This is a genomic window from Streptomyces sp. MP131-18, assembly GCF_001984575.1.
Lineage (GTDB): Bacteria > Actinomycetota > Actinomycetes > Streptomycetales > Streptomycetaceae > Streptomyces > Streptomyces johnsoniae.
The window spans coordinates 6,833,644-6,853,191 of record NZ_LZNS01000001.1 but is presented as its reverse complement, the minus strand read 5'-3'; the positions used below and the strand labels follow the sequence as shown (position 1 = coordinate 6,853,191).

Here is a 19,548-nt window from a genome sequence, read left to right as displayed (position 1 = left end):
CACCACGCGCGCGTGACCGCACGGCGTGCATGCGAACTCGATCGTGTGATGGTGACGCAGGGCTCAACGGCCCTGTGCCACCGTGCGCCCTGCCGACGCGGGCGCCGCCGTGAGAACACAGGACCATGACGAACCGGCGCGGCCCGAACTACGAATTGCGGGCGCTGCTCACCGAGGCCGGCTGGACCCAGGAGGCGCTGGCCCGCGCCGTGAACGCCCTGGGTGCCGAGATCGGCGCGATCCTCCGGTACGACCGCACGGCCGTGGCGCACTGGCTGTCCGGAACGCAGCCACGGCACCCTGTTCCGCAGCTGACCGCGGAGGCGCTGACCCGGCGCATCGGCAGACCGGTCACGCCGGAGGCGGCCGGATTTCCCGGCTGCGCCCGGGACACCACCCCGGCCGACCCGGTCGCCGGATTCACGGCGCTGTGCCGCACGGACACCGATGCCACCCGGCGCACGCTGCTGCACCAACGCCCCTACCGGGTGGCCGACGCGGTGGTGGCGGGCGCCCCGGCGCACGCCGTGCCCGGCCGCCCGCTCGGGGGGCGCACGGAGGTCACGGCGGCGCTGCACGACGCGGTGGTGTTCTTCGCGGCGTCCATCGACACGCACGGCGGGCGGCACGCCCGCAGCGCGCTGTCCGCGTATCTTGCCGACGACGTGATGCCCCTGCTCACCTCGGCGCAGCCGCAGCGGCTGCGCCGTGAGGTCCTGGTCCTGGCCGCCCGCCTCGCGTTCCTGCTGGCCCGTATGTACGAGGACGGACTGCTGCACGGAGTTGCGCAGCGCTACTACACCTATGCGCACCGGCTGGCCGACGAGTCGGGCGACCGCACGACCTGGAGTGTGGTGGTGCGCGCGATGAGCGCCCAGGCGCAGCGCCTGGGGCACCTGCCCTCGGCACTCCAGCTGGCCGATGCCGCGCACCGGGGGGCGCGCACGGCGCCCCCGGCGCAGCAGGCGTACGTACAGGCGCAGCTCGCGGTGGTGCTCGGGCGGACCGGTGATCGCCGGGGGGCGCTCGCGGCGATGGGCCACGCCGAGCGGGCGGCCGAGCGCGCCGGGAGCGCGTCCGCGCCGTTCGACAGCTACCCGGCGGCCGCGCTGCACTTCCAGACCTCGGCCGTGCTGGAGTCGCTCGGCGACCTGCACGGTGCGCTGGCGGCGCTGCGCCGGGCGGCGGGCGAGCGGGCCGCGTCCGATGTGCGCGGCCGGGCGCTGAGCCAGGCCAGATTCGGCCAGTTGCTGCTGCGTACCGGGCATCTGGACGAGGCGTGCGCGGCGTGGGAGAGCTTCCTCGCGGCGCGCGAGCGGCTGCGTTCCGGTGACGCAGAACGGGCGATGCGCGACATGCGGCAGGCGCTTCAGCCCTACCGCAACCGCAGGCCCGCGGCGGAGCTTTTGGCACGCACCGTGCACGGACGTTGACGCCACCGCCCACAATTCCTACGGTCGAACAAAGGAATGGTTCGGTGACGGGAGCGTGGGCGATGGGCACGGAGACACGGGACATGGGCGAAGCGGCCGGCTCCTCCGGCGGGTTCGGCAATCAGCACAGCAGTGAGGCGGTCGCGGGCGCGCTCCCGCTCGGGCGGAACTCGCCGCAGCGCGCCCCGCTCGGCCTGTACGCCGAGCAGCTGAGCGGGACGGCATTCACCGAGCCGCGCGCCACGAACCGCAGGTCGTGGCTCTACCGCATCAGGCCCTCGGCCGCGCACCCGCCGTTCCTGCGCATCGGCAACGGCGAGCTGCGCGGCGCACCGTTCGGCGAACGGGAGCCCGATCCGAACCGGATGCGCTGGGACCCGCTGCCGGAGCCGCCGGCGGGCACGGACTTCGTGGCCGGCCTGTGGACGCTGGGCGGCAACGGTGACGCGCGCGGGCGCACGGGCATGGCCGTGCACCTGTACCGCGCCAACGCGCCGATGACCGACCGGGTGTTCGGCAATGCGGACGGCGAGCTGCTGATCGTTCCCGAGCGCGGCACGCTGCTGGTGCGCACGGAGTTCGGGCCGCTGCGCGCGGGCCCCGGGCACATGGTGCTGATCCCGCGCGGGGTGCGCTTCCGCGTCGAGCTGCCCGACGGCGCCGCGCGCGGGTACGTGTGCGAGAACTACGGGGAGCCGTTCGAGCTGCCCGAGTTGGGCCCGATCGGCGCCAACGGCCTCGCCGCCGCCCGTGACTTCCTCGTCCCCGCCGCGGCGTACGAGGAGGCGGCCGGTCCGGTGGAGGTGATCAACAAGTTCGGCGGGAGCCTGTGGGCCGCCCGTTACGACCACTCCCCGCTCGACGTGGTCGCCTGGCACGGCAACCACGTGCCGTACCTGTACGATCTGCGCCGCTTCAACGTGATCGGGTCGATCAGCTTCGACCACCCGGACCCGTCGATCTTCACGGTGCTGACCGCCCCCGGGGCCGACTTCGTCGTCTTCGCCCCGCGCTGGCTGGTCGGCGAGGACACTTTCCGGCCGCCGTACTTCCACCGCAACGTGATGAGCGAGTACATGGGCCTGATCGAGGGGGCGTACGACGCCAAGGCCGAGGGGTTCGTGCCGGGCGGCGGCTCGCTGCACAACATGATGTCGGCACACGGCCCGGACCGGGAAACGTTTCAGCGGGCCGGCGCGGCCGAGTTGAAACCGCAGAAGATCGACGACGGGCTGGCCATCATGTTCGAGACGCGCTGGCCGGTGACGCTCACCGAGCAGGCCTGGAGTACGCCGTCCAGGCAGCGCGCGTACGACGAGGTGTGGCAGGGTCTGAACTCCCACTTCCCCTCCTGACCCGGGGACGGCCCCGAGGAAACGACCCGCCGAGCCGAAAGCGACCGCCGTGACCGTCTTCGCCCCCGACTCGCTTGAGCTGAACCGGAAGCTGCCGCTGTGGTACCAGGTGTCGCAGTCGCTGCGCGCGTCCATCCTGGGCCGCTCCTCCGAGGCGCCGTTGCGGCTGCCGACCGAGGAGCAGCTGGCCGCCCACTACGGGGTGAGCGTGCTGACTATGCGGCAGGCGCTGAAGGAGCTGGAGCTGGAGGGGCTGATCACCCGCCAACGGCGCCGCGGCACGTTCATCCGGCCGACCGCGGGCGGGGGCACGCCGGTGCGGCTCCTCGGCTCGGTGGACACCATCGTGGCGCAGCAGTCGGGCGAGGTCACCACCCTGCTCGACCACGGCCCCGTGCCCGTCCCGGCCGAGCTGGCCGAGTACTTCCCCGGCGTCGCCGAGGTGGTCCGCTTCCGCCGCCTGCGGCGGGACCGGGCCACCGGCGAGGCGGCGAACTGTGCGGAGAACCTGGTGCGTCCCGAGGTCGCGGACCGGATCGACCCGGCCGCGCTCGAACGCTGGCCGATGACCAAAGTGCTACGGGACATAGCCGGGGTGACGGTCAGCCGGATCGCCAACACCGTGCAGGCGCGGCTGGCCGATCCGCCCGTGGCGCAGTTGCTCGGCGTGCCGTTGCTGAGCCCGATCCTGCACATCACGGGGGTCGAGTACGACGGACAGGGGCAGGCCGTGGACGTCGCGCGGATTCACTACCGGGGGGACCGGTTCTCCTTTGCCGTGTCCATGGACGCCTCCCCCGACGAGTGACCGCCGGGCCGCCGGGCCGGGCCCGGCGGCCGGGTCAGCCGCGACCGCCGAACAGCGTGCGGCGCAGCCTGCGCAGCGGTGCGACGAGGAGCACGCGGGGACCGCGGCGCGCTCGGGCCAGGGCCTTCTCGTCGCGCTGGGTCAGCTCGCGCATCAGCGTCGTGGCCTCCTCGGCCTCGCGCTGCGGCACCGCGGGGCCGGAGAGCACGCTCAAGTGACGGTCGAGACGAGCGCTGTTGGCGCTGCTCCCGCAGTTGATCGCAGGCACTCGTGGCGGCCCGCTCCGCGCTGTTATCTGCTTCATGACTCTCCCACCCGTACAACGGCACCCGGTCCGGGCAGGGTAACCCTAACGCCCCACAGGGACGCATGGGTATCCCGGTCCCATGATTCACCTTTCCCAGCAACGGGGTTGACGAACACCCCGAGACAGGCGTTCACCCACCGAAACCCCTGTGCGTGCGGGCACGGCGGCCTGATCATGAACGGAGTGGCCGCACCGGTCGCGGCCACCCCCACCAAGGAGTGACCGCGACCGCTCCCCCCGCCGGAGAGGGTGTGACATATGCCACGGCAGGGCCCCCACGGGTCAGTGCGGGCCCGGGCCGGATGCGTCCGCCGCTCAGTAGAACTCGGCGGCAAACATGCCCGGCTCGTAGGAGCCGCCAGGCTCGTGCACGATCACGGTGAGCCGGTTGGCCGCGTTGATCAGGGCCACCGAGGAGACCAGCGCGGCGATCTGGTCATCGTCGTAATGCTCGCGCACCTGGGCCCAGGTCTCGTCGGACACACCGTGGTGGGCGTCGGCGAGCCGGGTGCCCTCTTCGGCGAACGCCAGCGCCGCCCGTTCGGCCTCGGTGAACACGGTGGACTCGCGCCAGGCGGCGACCAAGTGGAGCCGGACCGCGGTTTCCCCGGCGGCCGCGGCCTCCTTGGTGTGCAGGTCGACGCACCAGCCGCAGCCGTTGATCTGGCTGGCGCGCAGCGACACCAATTCCAGCGTGGACTTCGGCAGCGATGACTGGTGGATCACCAGGCCCGCGTTGGCGAGCCGCTTGGCGAACTTGGTGGCGACCTCGTTGGCGCGCATGTCGAATCGGGCTTCCATACTTTCGTCCTCACTCGTGGTCTTGCACTGAACGAACACGAGATGCCGACGGGCCGCCCCTTGTGACGGGACGGTGGCGTGACGTGCGCCACCTCTCAGGGGCGTCACAAAGCTGCGGGGGCCGGCGTCTTGTGCGCGTGACACCGTCCGGAGCGAACAGGCAGGGGCAGCCGGTGCAGAGCGAGCGCGGAGAACGTACGGAGGACACGGCCGGGCGGCCCGCCGACGGCGGCGCCGACCCCGCCACGGAGGCGTTCGTCGCCCACCGCAATCTGCTGTTCACCGTCGCCTACGAGTTGCTCGGCTCGGCCGCCGACGCGGAGGACGTCCTCCAGGAGACCTGGCTGCGATGGGCGGGCGTGGACCTCGGCACGGTGCGGGACCCACGGGCCTACCTGGTGCGGATCACCACCCGCCAGTCCCTCACCCGGCTGCGCACGCTCGGCCGGCGCAAGGAGTCCTACGTCGGCCCCTGGCTGCCCGAGCCGCTGCTCACCACCCCTGACGTGGCCGAGGACGTCGAGCTCGCCGACAGCGTCTCGATGGCCATGCTGCTGGTGCTGGAGACGCTCACCCCGACCGAACGCGCGGTGTTCGTGCTGCGCGACGTCTTCGACCTCGCCTACGACGAGATCGCCGAAGCCGTCGACAAGACCCCCGCCGCGGTCCGCCAGATCGCCCACCGGGCACGGGCGCACGTCGCCGCGCGCCGGCCGCGCGGCACCGTCTCCCCGGCCCAGAGCCGGAACGCGCTCGCGGCCTTTCAACGGGCCGTCGAAACGGGCGATCTGCAGAGCCTGCTCGACGTCCTCGCGCCGGACGTCGTCCTCCTGGGGGACGGTGGCGGAGTCAAACAGGCCGTCCTGCGGCCCATCGTGGGGGCCGGCAAGGTGGCCCGCCTGCTGGCGGCCGGGCTGGGCAGGATCACGGCGGCGTCGCTGCGGCCGGCCCAGGTCAACGCCTACCCGGCGCTGATCATCCGGCTCAACGGGGAGCTGGACACCGTCGTGGCGGTGCGCATCGACGACGGCCTCATCACCGGGCTCTACGCCGTGCGCAATCCCGAGAAGCTGTCGCACATGCAGCGGGAGACCACGCTGCGCCGCTGAGCCGCTGAGCCGGCCGGTCAGGGGCGGGCGCGGAACAGGGCCGTCCAGAGGAACGGTTCGCCGAACCGGCCGGACGCGGGCTGCTCGTCACGCATGCGGCGCAGTTCGACCTCGGCCAGGTCGGCGAAGATCTGCCGCAGCGACTCCGGCGTGTAGGCGAGGCCGCCGTGCAGGCCGGACGTGCGGTAGAAGTCGGCGTCGGAGAGCTCCGAGCCCATCGCACCGGCCGCGAAGCAGGTGAGGGCGAACCGGCCGCCGGGCGCGAGCAGCCGGTCCAGGAGGGCGAGGTAGCTGATGCGGCGGTGCGGCGGCAGGTGGTGGAAGCAGCCGGAGTCGTAGATCAGGTCGTAGGGGCCGGTGAGTTGCTCGCCTGCCGGGCCGAAGGCGTCGCCGCACACGAAGCGGACCGCGGAGCCCGCGGCACGGGCGCGGTCCTCGGCCCAGGCGATGGCGACGGGCGAGAGGTCGACCGCGTCCACGTCGAAGCCCCGCGCGGCGAGGTGGCGGGCGTTGCGGCCGGGCCCGCAGCCCAGGTCGAGGGCACGGCCGGACGTGATCAGGCCGTGGTCGAGCCAGGAGACGAGGCTTTCGTCCGGCTTGTCCGCGAAGAACGGCACCGGCCTGGCGCGGTCCGCGTAGAAGTCGTCCCACCAGCCGCCCGCGTCGGCCGTCCAGCGGTCGGCACCCGGCGCGAACAGCGTGTCCATGAGCCCCAGCACATCGTCCACGGTGCGTATGTTCCGGTCCATCACATCCCCTTTCCGGCTCATGTGATCGTAGGCCCGTTTCCGGCGAATCCCCAGCTCAGAGTGGGTGAACGGCGGCCGTGTGCGGTCGTGCGGCGACCCCGCGCGGCAACGCGGACGGCCCTGGCCCCGCCGGGCACGGCGGGGCCAGGGCACCCCCGCGGCGGGCCGCCTCGGGGCGTTCCGCAGCGCGCCAGGAACGCTTTTCGCGCGAGTTCGCGCGCGGGCCGGGGACGGGACGCGCCTTCCCCGGCCTCAGTCGGTGCCGTCCGGTGTCGGTCCGCCGCCCGCCGCGGGTGGCGCGTTTCTCAGCGGCCGTGCACCGCCTCGTACTCGGCTTGGAGTTCGGCGTCCACCCGGTCGCCGCCGTCGGTGCGCCAGGTGCGGATGGCCTGGTCCCAGCGGTCCATCGAGGCGCGGCCCTGGATGATGGCCAGCATCGCGTCGAGGAACAGGTTGGTGTGCTTCTGCCGTTCGAGGCGGGAGTCCTTGACCACCAGGCCGGACGTCAGCGGCGGGATGCCGTCCGCCACCTCGGTGAGCTGATGGGCGTGGGCCCGGCGCGCGGCGTCCGGGTCGCCGGGGAAGTAGTGCACCGGCGGCGGGGCGGTGAGGTAGCTGACCGGCACGGTGCTCGAGTTCTCGGTGTCGGCCAGCTCCGTGCGTTGGATGTCGCCGTCCTCGCGCGTGAAGTGGACGCCTTCCACCCCGAAGTTGACCAGCTCGTACTCCTCCGTGCCGAACGGCGAGGCCAGGAAGTCGAGTACGCGCAGCATCAGCCGGATGCGCTCGGGCGCCGCGGGCCGCAGGATGGCCGCGCCGTAGGTGCCGCCGCCGAAGTGCGGCCGCGGCCTGGGGGAGAGCCCGGTGGGCGGGCGGAGCAGGTCCACGGTGAACGAGTCGCCCACCACGGCCACCTCGGTCCGGTACCCGGAGAGGTTGTCGAGATGGCTGCGCACCGTACCGTTGAAGAAGAGGGACTTGAGCGTGGTCGTGGGCAGGGTCGCGGCCCCCGGGTAGTACACCTTCTCGTCCAGGTGCAGGCGCGCGGTGAACTCGACCGCGGCCCGGTACTCCTCGGTGAGTTCGGCCCGCAGGAAGTTGCCCGCGTCGTCGATGCCGTACAAGTTGGGTGCGCCGAACCACCCCGCGAAGGTGGGGGCGCCGAAGGCCCAGCCGCCCTCGGGGACGCCGAAGCCGTAGTGGTTGCCCTCGGTGGCGGCGCGCAGGACCGCGACGAACTCCTCCGCGTCCCAGGCGTTGTAGGCGTCGCCGGCCAGGTCCGAGAGCACCTCGCGGTTCGCCAGGATGGCCGAGCCGGTGCGGGGGCGGACGATGGGGACGCCGTAGATGCGGCCGGCCATCAGCCCCACGTCCTGCCACGCGTAGGTGGGGAGGTTCGCGAGGCTGGGGTAGTCGGCCACGGCGTCGCCCGCCAGGTGGTCGCTGAGGTCGGCGGCCTGGTTGACCATGTAGTCGGCGATACGCGGCATCCAGTTGCGCACCATCATCAGGTCGGGCATGTCGCCGCTGGCCATCATGGTGGCGATCTTGTGGCCGAGGTTGCCGCTCGGCACGATCTGGAGGTCCAGGTCGACGCCGAGCGCCTCGTTCAGCGCGGCCCAGTACTGGTTTCTGTCCGGCCCGAGCGGCGGCGACTCGTAGGTCTCCACCAGGGCGGTGATCCGCTCTCCATTACCCGGCCGCCCGGCGGTGGCGCGCGTCAGCCGGTCGGGGTAGCGCAGGAAGCCCGCGTCCACGCCACGCGGGTCGGGCGGCAGGTCGGGCCGCGGCCCTGGCAGCGGGATGTGGGCGGGCCAGGGCACGGGGTCGGTGCCCACGTTGGCGGCGCTGCGCACCTGGGAGGTGCCGCAGCCCACGAGTGCGGGGGCGCCGGCGAGTGCGGCGGTCGCGGCGGCGGAGCCGCGCAGGAAACCGCGTCGGGTGGTCGGTGCCATGTGCGTCGTCTCTCCTCGGCTCAGCTCTTGATGGCGCCGGTCAGCACGCCCTTGGTGAAGTACTTCTGGATGAAGGGGTAGATGACGAGGATCGGCACGATGGCGACGACGACGGTGGCCATCTGGTAACTCTGCGGCGCGGCGAGGGCGCCGGTGTCGGAGAGCGCGTCGCTGGTGTTGCCGCCCAGCGCGGCGCCCTGGGTGACGACGGTCTGGAGGACCGCCTGGAGCGGCCAGTCGCTGGAGTCGTTCAGGTAGAGGATGGCGTGGAAGAAGCTGTTCCAGTAGCCGACGGCGTAGAAGAGGCCGATCACCGCGATGACGGGTTTGGACAGCGGCAGGACGATGCGGGTCAGCACGGTGAGTTCACCGGCGCCGTCGATGCGGGCGGCGTCGTACAGCTCGCCCGGCAGCGCCTGGAAGAAGCCGCGCATGATCACCAGGTTGAACACGTTGATCGCCACGGGCAGGGTCAGCGCCCAGTAGGTGTCCAGCAGGCCCAGGTTCTTCACCACCAGATAGCTCGGCAGCATGCTGGGCGGGAAGAGGAAGGTGAAGAGGACCATCAGCAGCAGCGGGCGGCGCAGCGAGAAGTGGTCGCGGCTGAGCGCGTAGGCCAGGGTGATGGTGCCGAACAGGCTGATCAGCGTGCCCCCGACGGTGATCCCCACGCTGATCACGAGGGAACGGGTGATGGTGCCGCCGGAGAGGATGTCCTGGTAGGTCTGGAGCGTGGGCTCCGTGGGCCACAGGACCCAGCCGCCGCCTTCGGTGACCTCGTCGGGGGAGGCCAGCGAGGTGGAGACGACGACGAGCAGGGGGACCACGATGAGCGTGCAGACCCCCAGCAGCGCCACCACCTTGCCGATGCGGGTGGCGAGCCGGGGCCGTTCCTGCCAGGCGGGGCGTTCCTCGGCGGTCCCGAGGACCCGGTCGATGACGGCGCTGCTCACTTGTAGACCCCTTGTTCTCCGAGCCGGTGGGCGATGCGGTTGGCGGCGAAGACGAGCACCGCGCCGACCAGGCCCTTGAACAGGCCGGCGGCGGCGGAGTAGCCCCAGTCGGCGCCGAGCACGCCGTGGAAGTACACGAACGTGTCGAGGACTTCACCGGCCTCGGGGCCGACCGCGTCGCGCTGGAGCAGGATCTGCTCGAAGCCGACGGTGAGGATGTCGCCAAGACGCATGATCAGCAGCAGGATGATGATGGGACGCAGCGCGGGCAGGGTGATGTGCCAGAAGCGGCGCCAGGGCCCGGCCCCGTCCAGGGCGGCGGACTCGTACAGGTCGTTGTTCACCTGGCTGAGCGCCGCGAGGAAGATGATGGTGCCCCAGCCGCAGTCCTTCCAGATGATCTGGGCGACCATCAGCGGCTTGAACGCGTCCGGGTTGCTGAGCACGTCGGCCACGAAGGCCACGTCGCCGCCGAACATGCCGGTGGGGCCGAGCATCTGCTGGAAGAGGGCGACCACGATGACCCAGGACAGGAAGTGCGGCAGGTAGACCACGGACTGCACCAGGGCCCGTATTCGGCCCCTGGCCAGGCTGTGCAGGAGCAGGGCGAGGGCCAGCGGCAGCGGGAAGAAGAAGACGATCTGGAGGCCGGCGATGGCCACGGTGTTCCACGCGGCCTGCCAGAACGCCTGATCCTGGAACATCCGCTCGAAGTTGTCGAAGCCCACCCAGGGGCTCTCCCAGACGCCCTGGAACGGCACGTAGTCCTTGAACGCGATGACGTTCCCGAACAGCGCGGCGTAGTGGAACACCAGGAAGTAGACGATGCCGGGCGCGGCCAGCAGCAGCAGCGTGCGCTGGCCGCGCAGCCGTGCGCGCCAAGGGGATCTGGGGCGTTCGCCGGGTGGCCGTCGCCCCGGCGGGGCGCCCGTCGAACGGGTGCGTGAAAGGGTATTGGTCACGGCGGTTCCTGTCGGCTTCGGGCGGCGCGGCATGCGGGGACGAGCACGTCGGCGCGCCCGGAACGTGTCACGGGCCCGCCGACGAGAGGTGGCCGATACGTTCCGGCTCGAAGCAACATCGGTCAACAAATCACGCAACAAGTGATCGGAAGGCATCGGAAACGATCGGCACGGTAAGTCACCGCAGGCCAAAATCGTCGCTTTCCGTCACTTCAGCACTCCATGAATGGCCACCAACCGGAACAAGTCGCCCTCCACATCGCGCCCGGGCCGGGCGGCAAACGAAACACACCCGGGCCCGCGGCGGGGCTCAATCCGGCTGACCGCCGCAGGACTCGCGGACCTCAAGGGTCGGCCACAGCTGCACGCGGTGCACCGGGCGGCGGCCGGCCTCCGTGGCGCGGGCCAGGGCCAGTTCGGCGGCCAGTTTGCCCAGCCGGTGCTTCTGCGGGCGGACGGCGGTCAGCGGCGGATCGGACGTGGCGGCGACCTCGTCGTCGTACGAGACCACGGCCAGCTCGCCGGGCACCGCGATGCCCAGGTCCCTGGCGCGTTCCACCATGCCGATGGCCTCCCGGTCGGAGTGCACGAGCAGCGCCGTCATCCCCTGCTCCCGGCAGCGCCACAGCACTTCGTCGTACGCGGTCGCCCAGCCGGGAGTGCCGTAGCTGGCGACCTCGAACAGCCAGGCGTCGGGCCGGGGCATGCCGAGCTCGGTCATGGTCTCCGCCCACCCCTGCCGCAGCGCCCGGCTGGTGGGGCTGCTCCCGGAGAGGACCAGCGCGATGTTGCGGTGCCCCAGGGTGACCAGGTGCCGGACGCCGAGCCCGGCACCGATCGCGTGCGCCGTGGTGGCGGCGTCCAGGGCCAGGGTCGGCAGTTCGGGCGGGGGCTGGCGTTCCACCAGCACCACGGGTACCGGCAGGGCGGCCAGCCAGCGCAGCAGGTCGAGGCCGTAGGTGCCGGTGACGACCGGGGCGACGAGCAGGGTGCGGACCCCGCGTTCCAGCAGGGCGGTGATCTGCCGCCGGTCCTCGCCGGGCTCGTAGCTGGAGACGCGCATCACCAGCCGGCCCTCCGCCGCGTTCACCGCGGTCTGGGCGCCCTGGATGACGTGCGGCCAGTAGTACTCCACGGACGGCACGACCATGCCGAGCAGCACGCCGGCGGCCGTGGGGCCGAAGGGGGTGCGCTGCTGTTCCGGCTCGCGGCCGCGGCGGTGCCGCAGCGTGACGCCGCCGTGCACCCGTTGCAGCAGACCCCGGTCGGCCAGGGCGGTGACGTCGCGCCGCACGGTCACCGCCGAGACGCCGAGGCGCTCGACCAGCTCGCTCAGCCGGACCGTGCCCTGCTGGCGCACGGCGGCAAGGATGCGCTCCTGGCGCTCCGAGGGAAGGAACACCGGCTGCCCTCACTTTCGCATTTGATCGATTTTGATCGTTATGGCTCCAGGTGATTGACCGTGAACTATCCCACAGGTTGGAGTGGCCCGACAGATTGTTCGGGAAGGAAGAGAGGCTATGGCGCAACACACCGGCTGGTCGCGCCGCGCGCTGCTGCGCGCGTCGGCCGGCACCGCCGCATTCGCCGCCGGTGGCGTCGGTCTCGCCGGCTGTACGTCCTCGACAACCGCCTCCGGGGCGACCCGGGTCACCCTGTGGTCCTGGATGACCGGGATGGATCAGTACGTGGCGGCATTCAACGCGGCACAGAACGAGGTCCACGTCGACCTCAGCGTGATCGCCGCCGGTCTCTCCGGCGGCTACGCGCAGCAGACCAACGCCATCAAGGCCCACAACGCGCCCGACATCCTGCATGTCGAGTACCAGGGCCTCATCCAGATCCTGGCCACCGGCGGACTGCGGGACCTCACCGCGGACATGGCCGACCTCGCGGACGGATACTCGCCGGCCGCCTGGCGGTCCGTGCGCCCGGACGGGCGCACCTGGGCCGTCCCCATGGACCTGGCCCCCATGGCGCTCTACTACCGCAAGGACCTTTTCGACCAGCACGGCATCCCGGTCCCCCGCGACTGGCGCGAGTTCACCGACGCCGCCGAGCTGGTGCGCGAGGCCGACGCCGATGCCCGGCTGACGACGTTCCCGCTGAACGACGGCTCCTTCTTCGCCGGCATGTGCTGGGGCGCCGGGGACCCGTGGTGGCGCATCGAGGGCGACACCTGGCTGGTGAACGTGGCCGGCGAGGGCACCCTGCGCACCGCCGAGTTCTGGCAGGAGCTGATGGACGCCGACCTGGTGCGGAACGGCGGCACCGGTACCCAGGACTGGATCGCCGGCATGCACGAGGGCCGGCTGTGGGGATACCTGGGAGCCGCCTGGGGCGTGGGCACGCTGAAGAAGTCCATCCCCGACGACACCGGCCGCTGGGCCGTGACCGCCATGCCGGTCTGGGACACCAACCGGCCCGCCAACGGCGTGCAGGGCGGCACGGCCTTCGGGATCTCCGCGGAGAGCGAGGTGGCCGAGGCAGCGATGACGTTCCTGCGCTGGCTCAGCACCGACCCCGAAGTGCCGCGCATCGGCGCGGCGTTCACCTCGCCGTTCCCCGCCTACCTGCCCAACCGGGACGTCGCCCGCGAGGTCGTCCCCGACGACTACTTCATCGGCGCCCCCGTGTACGACGTGCTGGACGAGGCGGACGCCCGCGTGCCCGAATGGACCTGGGGCCCCAACGCGCTCGGCCTGTTCTCCTCGGTCGCCGACTCCTTCGGCGGCGTGTCCACCGGCGGCACCACCATCCCCGCCGCCGTGCGCGAAGTGCAGGAGGCGGCCGTGTCCACCATGCGCGACCGCGGCCTGTCGGTCAGGGAAGGGGGTGCGGCGTGACCATCGTGACCCCCGACCCGACCGGCGGGAAGACGCAGAAGGACACCGCGCCCCGGCCGCGTCGCCGCTCCCGGCTGGCGCCGCTGGTGCTGGCCGCGCCGTTCGCGCTGCTGCTGCTGTGCACCGTTCTCGTGCCCATCGGCTACGCCCTCTACCTGAGCCTGTTCACCGAACGCCTCTCCGGGCTCGGCTTCGACGGCCCGCACGACGTCTTCGTCTGGCTGGAGAACTACGCCGACGTGCTCGGCGACGCCGCGTTCCGCGAGAGCGTGGGCAACGTCGCCCTCTACGCCGTCATCCACGTGCCCCTGATGCTCGGCGGCGCGCTGGTGCTCGCCCTCCTGCTGGACGGCGCGACCGTGCGGCTGCGGCAGGTGTGGTCGCTGGCGGTGTTCCTGCCCTACGCCGTGCCCGGCGTGATCGCCGGACTCATCTGGGCCTACCTCTACAGCCCCAACATCGGCCCGCTCAACGACGTGCTGCCCTGGGACCCGCTGGGCAGCAACGGCGTGCTGCCGTCCATCGTCAACATGGCGACCTGGCAGTGGATGGGCTACAACATGATCATCTTCTACACCGCGCTGCGCACCGTGCCGCGCGACGTGCTGGAGGCGTCCACCGTCGACGGCGCGGGGCCGATCCGCACCGCGCTCGCCATCAAGGTCCCGATGATCCGGCCGACCATGTTCGTCGCGCTGGTCTTCACCGTCATCGGCTCCCTCCAGCTGTTCACCGAGCCACTGGTACTGCGCTCGTTCACCACCTCGGTGACCAGCACCTGGACGCCCAGCCTGTACGTCTACGAGGCCGCGTTCATCAGCAACGACTACGGCCGGGCCGCCGCCGCCTCGCTGCTGCTCGCACTCGCCTCGGCCCTGCTCTCGGCGCTGGTGATGCGCCTGTCCGCCCGGAGGTCACGATGAACGCGCCGCGGGGGACATCCCGCTGGATGTCCAAGAGTGTGGTGCACACCCTGCTGCTGATCGCGGCGCTCTACAGCGTGCTCCCCCTGATCTGGCTGTTCACCTCCGCCACCAAGAACGTCGGGGACTTCTCCACCACCGGCGCCTTCGAGCTGGGCGACTGGAACCTGTGGAGCAACCTCGGCGACCTGTTCGCCGAGGAGGACGGCGTCTTCCTCGACTGGGTGCGCAACTCCCTGCTGTACGCCGGGCTCGGCGCCGTCCTCGGCGCGCTGATCTGCGCCGCCTGCGGCTACGCCATCGCCAAGCTCGACTTCCCCGGGCGGCGCGCCCTGTTCGCCGTCACCCTCGCCGGCGTGCTCGTGCCCACCACCGCCCTGGCGCTGCCGCTCTACCTGCTCGCCTCGGAACTGCGCATCGTCGACACCTTCTGGGCCGTCTTCATCCCCCTGCTGACCAACCCCTTCGGCGTCTACCTGGCCCGCGCCTACGCCGAGGCCGCCGTTCCCGACGAGGTGCTCGAAGCGGCCCGCGTCGACGGCGCGGGCGAACTGCGCACCTTCTTCACCATCGCGCTGCCCATGATGCGGCCCGGCGTGGTGACCGTTCTGCTGTTCCAGTTCGTCGGCATCTGGAACAACTTCTTCCTGCCCCTGGTCATGCTGACCGATCCCGAGCTGTTCCCCATGACGCTCGGCCTCTTCCAGTGGAGTTCCCGCGTGAGCCAGTTCCCCCAGTACAGCCCCCTGGTCATCACCGGCTCGCTGCTCGCCGTGGTGCCCCTGGTGATCGCCTTCATCGTGCTCCAGCGGCAGTGGCGCTCCGGCCTTGCCACCGGGAGCGTCAAGTGAGCCACCAGGCCGGGCCCCAGACCATGCTCGTCATGGGGCACGACACCTTCACCGCCCAGTTCGCCGAAGCCGAGCTGGCCCGGCTGCGCTACCTCGCCGCCCTCGGCGACCCCCTGGTCACCGACGAGCTGCACTCCCCCGGAACGCTCAGCCGGCTGGCCGAGACCGAAGTGCTCATCACCTCCTGGGGCTGCCCCTACCTCACCGAGGACATCTTGAACGCCGCCCCGCGCCTGCGCGCCGTCCTGCACGCCGCAGGCTCGGTGCGCCCGCACGTGAGCCGGGCCGTCTTCGACCGCGGCCTGCTCGTCACCACCGCCGCCGAGGCCAATGCGGAGCCCGTCGCCCACTACACCCTGGCCGCCGTGCTCTGGGCCTTCAAAAAGGTGCCGTTCCTCGGCGCCGACGCCCGCACGTTCCGCACCGACTGGAGCTACCGCGACCGCCGCGGCGAACTGTCCGGGCGGGACCGCACCGTCGTCCTCGTCGGCCACTCGCGGATCGGCGCGCGGGTCTGCGCCCTGCTCACCGGCCTCGGCCTGGCCCGCGTCCTGATCGTCGACCCCGTCGCCGACCCCGCCGCCATCCGCGCGGCCGGCGCCCAGCCCGCCACCCTCGCCGAGGCCCTGCCCCAGGCCGACGTCCTCAGCCTGCACGCCCCGGCCCTGCCGCAGACCCGCGGGCTGATCGGCGCTGCCGAACTCGCCGCGCTGCCCCGGCACGCGGTGCTGATCAACACCGCGCGCGGCAGCCTGGTGGACACCGAGGCGCTGACCCGGGCCTGCGCCGACGGCGGACTGCACGCCATCCTCGACGTCACGGAACCGGAGCCGCTGCCCGCCGACTCCCCGCTGTACGACCTGCCGAACGTGCTGGTCACCCCGCACGTTGCGGGCTCGCTCGGATCGGAGACCCGGAGAATGGCCCAGGCCGCACTCGACGAACTGGAGCGCTACCGCGCCGGCCGCCCCCCGGTGGACCCGGTGTCCTCGCACGACATGGCGGTGCGCGCATGAACCCGCCGGAGGACCGCGCTCTCTCGCCCCACACCGGCTGGACCCGCGCCCACTGGGCCGCCACCGCCGACCGGCTGCTGGCCGCCGTCGACCGGCACCGGTCCCCGCTCGGCGCGCGCGTCGACCTGCCGGGACCGCCCAGCCGCTTCGGCCCCGCCTCCGACGGCCTCGAAGGCTTCGCCCGCACCCTGCTGCTGGCCGGCTTCCGCATCGCGGGCGAACGGGGCGCCGACCCCACCGGGCTGCTGGAACGCTACGCCGACGGCCTCGCCGCCGGAACCGACCCGGCCTCGCCCGAGGCGTGGCCCCGGCCGGACGAACTGGGCCAGGCCAAGGTGGAGGCCGCCTCCATCGCGCTCATCCTGCAACTCACCCGCCCCTGGCTGTGGGACCGGCTCGACGACCGGGTGCGACAGAACACCGTCGACTGGCTGGCCACCGTCATCGGCCAGCCCTACCCGCCGATCAACTGGGTCTGGTTCCGGATCGTCGTCGAATCCTTCCTGCGCGAGGCCGGCGGGCCCTGGTCCGCCACCGACATCGAGGAGGACCTCGCCGTCCACGCGTCCCTGCGGCGCCCGGGCGGCTGGCTCTCCGACGGCGCCGACCAGCGCGCGTTCGACCATTACACGGGCTGGGCACTGCACCTCTACCCACTGCTGTGGAGCCAGGCGTTCGACGTCACCGGCACCCTCTGCCCGCCCGGACTCCGCCGGACGTGGGCCGACGACCTCACCCACTACCTCCACGACGCGGTCCACCTCGTCGGCGCCGACGGCTCCCCCCTGCTCCAGGGCCGCAGCCTCATCTACCGCTTCGCCGCCGCGGCCCCGCTGTGGACCGCCGCCTACACCGGCACCGGCGACCTGCCGCCCGGCCTGCTGCGCCGCGCGGCCAGCGGCATCGTGCGGCACTTCGCCGACCACGGCGCGCCCGACGCCGAGGGGCTCCTCACCCTCGGCTGGCACCACCCCTGGCCCGCCATGAAGCAGGCGTACTCGGGCCCCGGCTCGCCCTACTGGGCCGCCAAGGGCATGCTGGGCCTGGCCCTCCCCGCCGACCACCCCGTGTGGACCGAGCCGGAAGCGCCCCTTCCGGTGGAACGCGGCGACTTCGGCCGGGTCGTCGAGGCACCGGGCTGGCTGGTCTCGGGACGGCAGCGCGACGGGCTGGTCACCGTCGTCAACCACGGCACCGACCACGCGAGCCCCGGCACCACCGCCACCGACGCCCCGCTGTACGCCCGGCTCGGCTACTCCACCGCCACGCTCCCGCCGCTGACCGGCCCCACGGTGGACGCGCCGCTGGACAACGCCGTGGTGCTCCTCGACGCCGAGGGCCGCGCCACGCACCGCACCGGCTTCACCGCCCACTTCGCCCGCCAGGCACCCGGCGGCGTGCTGCTCGCCGCCTCCGGCGGGCACACGTACTGGGTGGACCCGGCGCCCGACGCCGGACCCGACCACGGCTCCGGGCGCACCGGCCGGATCGCGCCGGGCCCCGGGATCACCGTCGCCTCGGCCGTGCGTGACGGCATCGAGGTCCGGCTGGTGCGCGTCGCGACCGCCGGACTCCCGGCCGGACCGCACGACTTGCGACTCGGCGGCTGGCCGGTCGCCGCGGCCGACCGGCCGGCGGCGGGCCCCGGGGCCACCGCGTGCACCGCCGCCCTGCGTTCCGCGGTCCGACCGCTGCGCGGCTTCCCCGGGGCGGGGGTGCACGCGGAACGCGACTCGGGTCCGCTCGGCACCTGGACGGCCGTGCCCTGGGTCGCCACGGACGGCACCCTGCCGCCGGACGGCCTCCTCGCGGCCCTGGTCACCCTCGACCGCGGCGGAGAACCCCTCGGCGCCGCACCGGAGTTGACCGTGCATCCGGAAGGAGCCACGATCCACTGGCCGGACGGCCACCGAACGCAGGTGCCGATCTGACGCCGTTTCCCTGGCGCCGGGCCTCGTCGTCCGAACCTTCATACGGCGTTCTCTGCACAGATGTCATCGAGACATGGCCGACCGGGTGATGAGGACAAGCGGCCCCGTCGGCCCGACTTACGCGGGGCCGCAGCAACGCAAGGCCCGGAGTGAGGTGTTCGGCCGCCTCGTGAACGTTTCGTGGTCCTTCTCCAGCAGGGGCCGATCGCCATCGGCCTGGGGCTGCTGGTGGATGTCAGGGCTCCGGACACCGTCCGGGCAAGGTGTGCGTTGCGGGCAGATGGCGTTGCTTCGCCGTTGCCGGGAGGGCCTCCCGGAGGTGCGTCGTTCCTCGGCGGTCGAAGGCTGCGGAAGGAGTATCCAGTGGCACGCGCTGCACCGTCTTCAGTAGGTTCTGCGGATGCGGCAATTCTCGGACATCGAAGACCTGTCGGGGCTCGTTCGTGACGCACTGGGAGCGGGATGCCACGTCGCCGCGGTGGAACGGTTGCGCGGGGGGAGCAAGAAAGGGGTGTACCGGGTCCGCCTCGACGGAACCCGCACACCGAGCGTGATCGTGTACAGCTGGGCCGAAGCCGAGAACTTCTGGCCGGGCGCGCGGGAGGCCGACCCGGCTGACCCGTTCGCGCCCGCCTCCGGGCTGGTCCCGTTCCTGACCGCACGGCGGAGCTTGGACAGCCTCGGGGCACGGGTTCCTCGGGTACTTCTGGCGGATGACAGCCGGCGCCGGTATCCGGCGGACGTCGCCGTGGTCGAGGATGTCTCCGGCGGCACGCTCGAAGCACTCTTCGAAACCGATCCCGCGCGCGCCGCGGGAGCCCTGGACAACCTCGCCGTGATGCTTGAGGTGATGCACCGGCACCAGGGGGGTGAGCACTACGGGAGGGTGGATCTGCTGGAGCAGGGCGGCTCCGCATCCGAGATCTCGTGCGAGCGGCGCGTCCTCGACCGCGCACTGCGGGATCTTGCGGAGGCGGCGGGGCGCGACGACCGCATCAAGGCAGCCGGCGCCGCGTTGCGCGACCGCTTGCAGGAGCTGGCCGACCGGGTGAGCCCTCGCACGGAATACGGGCTGATCCACGGAGAACTCGGACCCGATCACGTCCTGGTCGACGCCGACGGTCACCCCGTCCTGATCGACATCGAGGGCGTGATGTACTTCGACGTCGAGTGGGAGCACGTCTTCCTCCGGCTCCGCTTCGGCGAGCGGTATACCGCGCTGGTCCGGCCCGGTCTCGATTCGCAGCGGCTCGACCTCTACATGCTCGCGATGCGTCTGTCGCTGGTGGCCGGTCCACTGCGTCTCCTCGACGGCGACTTCCCCGACCGGGCGGTCATGCAGGGGATCGCCGAACACAACGCGAAAGAGGCGCTGGCGCTCCTGCCGTTGGTGTAGCCCCGGGATACGCGGGGCCGCGCGGAACACCCGCCTGCTCCTCGACATGATCCACGTGTCTGTTCCTCCATCGTCGTCCGACGCCTTCCCGGATGACCGTCAGACGTTGCCGCGACCGCCGTTCCGCCTGCCGCCGCCCGGCACGACACGGCG

General features: G+C 72.1%; 17 protein-coding genes. 10 read left to right on the top strand and 7 right to left on the bottom strand.

Annotation, left to right across the window (positions count from 1 at the left end):
• The first annotated feature begins 125 nt into the window (after positions 1 to 125).
• From STBA_RS30605 to STBA_RS30595, 3 genes are all read left to right on the top strand, one after another.
• A complete protein-coding gene (locus STBA_RS30605) occupies positions 126 to 1,433 on the top strand; it encodes a hypothetical protein (protein WP_077062287.1) in 1,308 nt (435 codons plus the stop codon).
• 62 nt (positions 1,434 to 1,495) lie between these two features.
• A complete protein-coding gene (gene hmgA / locus STBA_RS30600; RefSeq protein WP_077062286.1) occupies positions 1,496 to 2,788 on the top strand; it encodes a homogentisate 1,2-dioxygenase in 1,293 nt (430 codons plus the stop codon).
• Positions 2,789 to 2,837: 49 nt separating this feature from the next.
• Positions 2,838 to 3,596, top strand: a complete 759-nt coding sequence (locus STBA_RS30595) for a GntR family transcriptional regulator (protein WP_077062285.1) — start codon at positions 2,838 to 2,840, stop codon at positions 3,594 to 3,596.
• A 34-nt stretch (positions 3,597 to 3,630) separates the two neighbouring features.
• On the opposite strand, the gene STBA_RS30590 is transcribed toward STBA_RS30595, so the two are convergent.
• Both STBA_RS30590 and STBA_RS30585 read right to left on the bottom strand, forming a co-directional pair.
• Positions 3,631 to 3,900, bottom strand: coding sequence for a hypothetical protein (locus tag STBA_RS30590; RefSeq protein ID WP_077062284.1), 270 nt, complete (start codon positions 3,898 to 3,900; stop codon positions 3,631 to 3,633).
• A 318-nt stretch (positions 3,901 to 4,218) separates the two neighbouring features.
• Entirely contained in the window at positions 4,219 to 4,704 is a 486-nt protein-coding gene (locus tag STBA_RS30585) for a carboxymuconolactone decarboxylase family protein (protein WP_077062283.1), read from the bottom strand.
• A gap of 173 nt (positions 4,705 to 4,877) precedes the next feature.
• On the opposite strand from STBA_RS30585, the gene STBA_RS30580 reads away from it, so the two are divergent.
• Positions 4,878 to 5,813 (top strand): RNA polymerase sigma-70 factor, encoded by a 936-nt coding sequence (locus tag STBA_RS30580; RefSeq protein ID WP_077062282.1) that lies wholly within the window; start codon positions 4,878 to 4,880, stop codon positions 5,811 to 5,813.
• Between the two features lie 17 nt (positions 5,814 to 5,830).
• Here the strand turns inward: STBA_RS30580 and STBA_RS30575 are convergent, their stop codons facing one another.
• The 5 genes from STBA_RS30575 to STBA_RS30555 all read right to left on the bottom strand — a co-directional run bounded on the left by STBA_RS30575 (position 5,831) and on the right by STBA_RS30555 (position 11,834).
• Positions 5,831 to 6,562, bottom strand: coding sequence for a class I SAM-dependent methyltransferase (locus STBA_RS30575; protein ID WP_077062281.1), 732 nt, complete (start codon positions 6,560 to 6,562; stop codon positions 5,831 to 5,833).
• Positions 6,563 to 6,867: 305 nt separating this feature from the next.
• Positions 6,868 to 8,517 carry an extracellular solute-binding protein gene (locus tag STBA_RS30570; RefSeq protein ID WP_077062280.1) on the bottom strand — a complete coding sequence of 550 codons (1,650 nt, stop codon included), beginning with the start codon at positions 8,515 to 8,517 and terminating at the stop codon, positions 6,868 to 6,870.
• 20 nt (positions 8,518 to 8,537) lie between these two features.
• Entirely contained in the window at positions 8,538 to 9,470 is a 933-nt protein-coding gene (locus STBA_RS30565) for a carbohydrate ABC transporter permease (protein ID WP_253195119.1), read from the bottom strand.
• A complete protein-coding gene (locus tag STBA_RS30560; protein ID WP_366510909.1) occupies positions 9,467 to 10,432 on the bottom strand; it encodes an ABC transporter permease subunit in 966 nt (321 codons plus the stop codon). Before STBA_RS30560 ends, STBA_RS30565 begins: the two co-directional genes overlap by 4 nt.
• A 310-nt stretch (positions 10,433 to 10,742) precedes the next feature.
• On the bottom strand, positions 10,743 to 11,834 hold the full coding sequence (locus STBA_RS30555; RefSeq protein ID WP_077062279.1) for a substrate-binding domain-containing protein: 1,092 nt from the start codon (positions 11,832 to 11,834) through the stop codon (positions 10,743 to 10,745).
• 118 nt (positions 11,835 to 11,952) lie between these two features.
• On the opposite strand from STBA_RS30555, the gene STBA_RS30550 reads away from it, so the two are divergent.
• From STBA_RS30550 to STBA_RS30525, 6 genes are all read left to right on the top strand, one after another.
• Positions 11,953 to 13,278, top strand: coding sequence for an extracellular solute-binding protein (locus STBA_RS30550; RefSeq protein WP_077062278.1), 1,326 nt, complete (start codon positions 11,953 to 11,955; stop codon positions 13,276 to 13,278).
• Positions 13,275 to 14,201, top strand: a complete 927-nt coding sequence (locus tag STBA_RS30545; protein ID WP_077062277.1) for a sugar ABC transporter permease — start codon at positions 13,275 to 13,277, stop codon at positions 14,199 to 14,201. Before STBA_RS30550 ends, STBA_RS30545 begins: the two co-directional genes overlap by 4 nt.
• 26 nt (positions 14,202 to 14,227) lie before the next feature.
• Complete coding sequence (locus tag STBA_RS30540) at positions 14,228 to 15,052, top strand: carbohydrate ABC transporter permease (RefSeq protein ID WP_253195117.1); 825 nt, start codon at positions 14,228 to 14,230, stop codon at positions 15,050 to 15,052.
• Positions 15,053 to 15,084: 32 nt separating this feature from the next.
• Positions 15,085 to 16,068, top strand: a complete 984-nt coding sequence (locus STBA_RS30535) for a hydroxyacid dehydrogenase (RefSeq protein ID WP_079252506.1) — start codon at positions 15,085 to 15,087, stop codon at positions 16,066 to 16,068.
• Positions 16,065 to 17,999: a DUF2264 domain-containing protein gene (locus tag STBA_RS30530; protein ID WP_077062275.1), complete on the top strand. Its 1,935-nt coding sequence runs from the start codon at positions 16,065 to 16,067 to the stop codon at positions 17,997 to 17,999. The genes STBA_RS30535 and STBA_RS30530 overlap by 4 nt, the downstream gene beginning before the upstream one ends.
• Before the next feature lie 400 nt (positions 18,000 to 18,399).
• Positions 18,400 to 19,395 (top strand): phosphotransferase, encoded by a 996-nt coding sequence (locus STBA_RS30525; protein WP_077062274.1) that lies wholly within the window; start codon positions 18,400 to 18,402, stop codon positions 19,393 to 19,395.
• Positions 19,396 to 19,548: the final 153 nt, after the last annotated feature.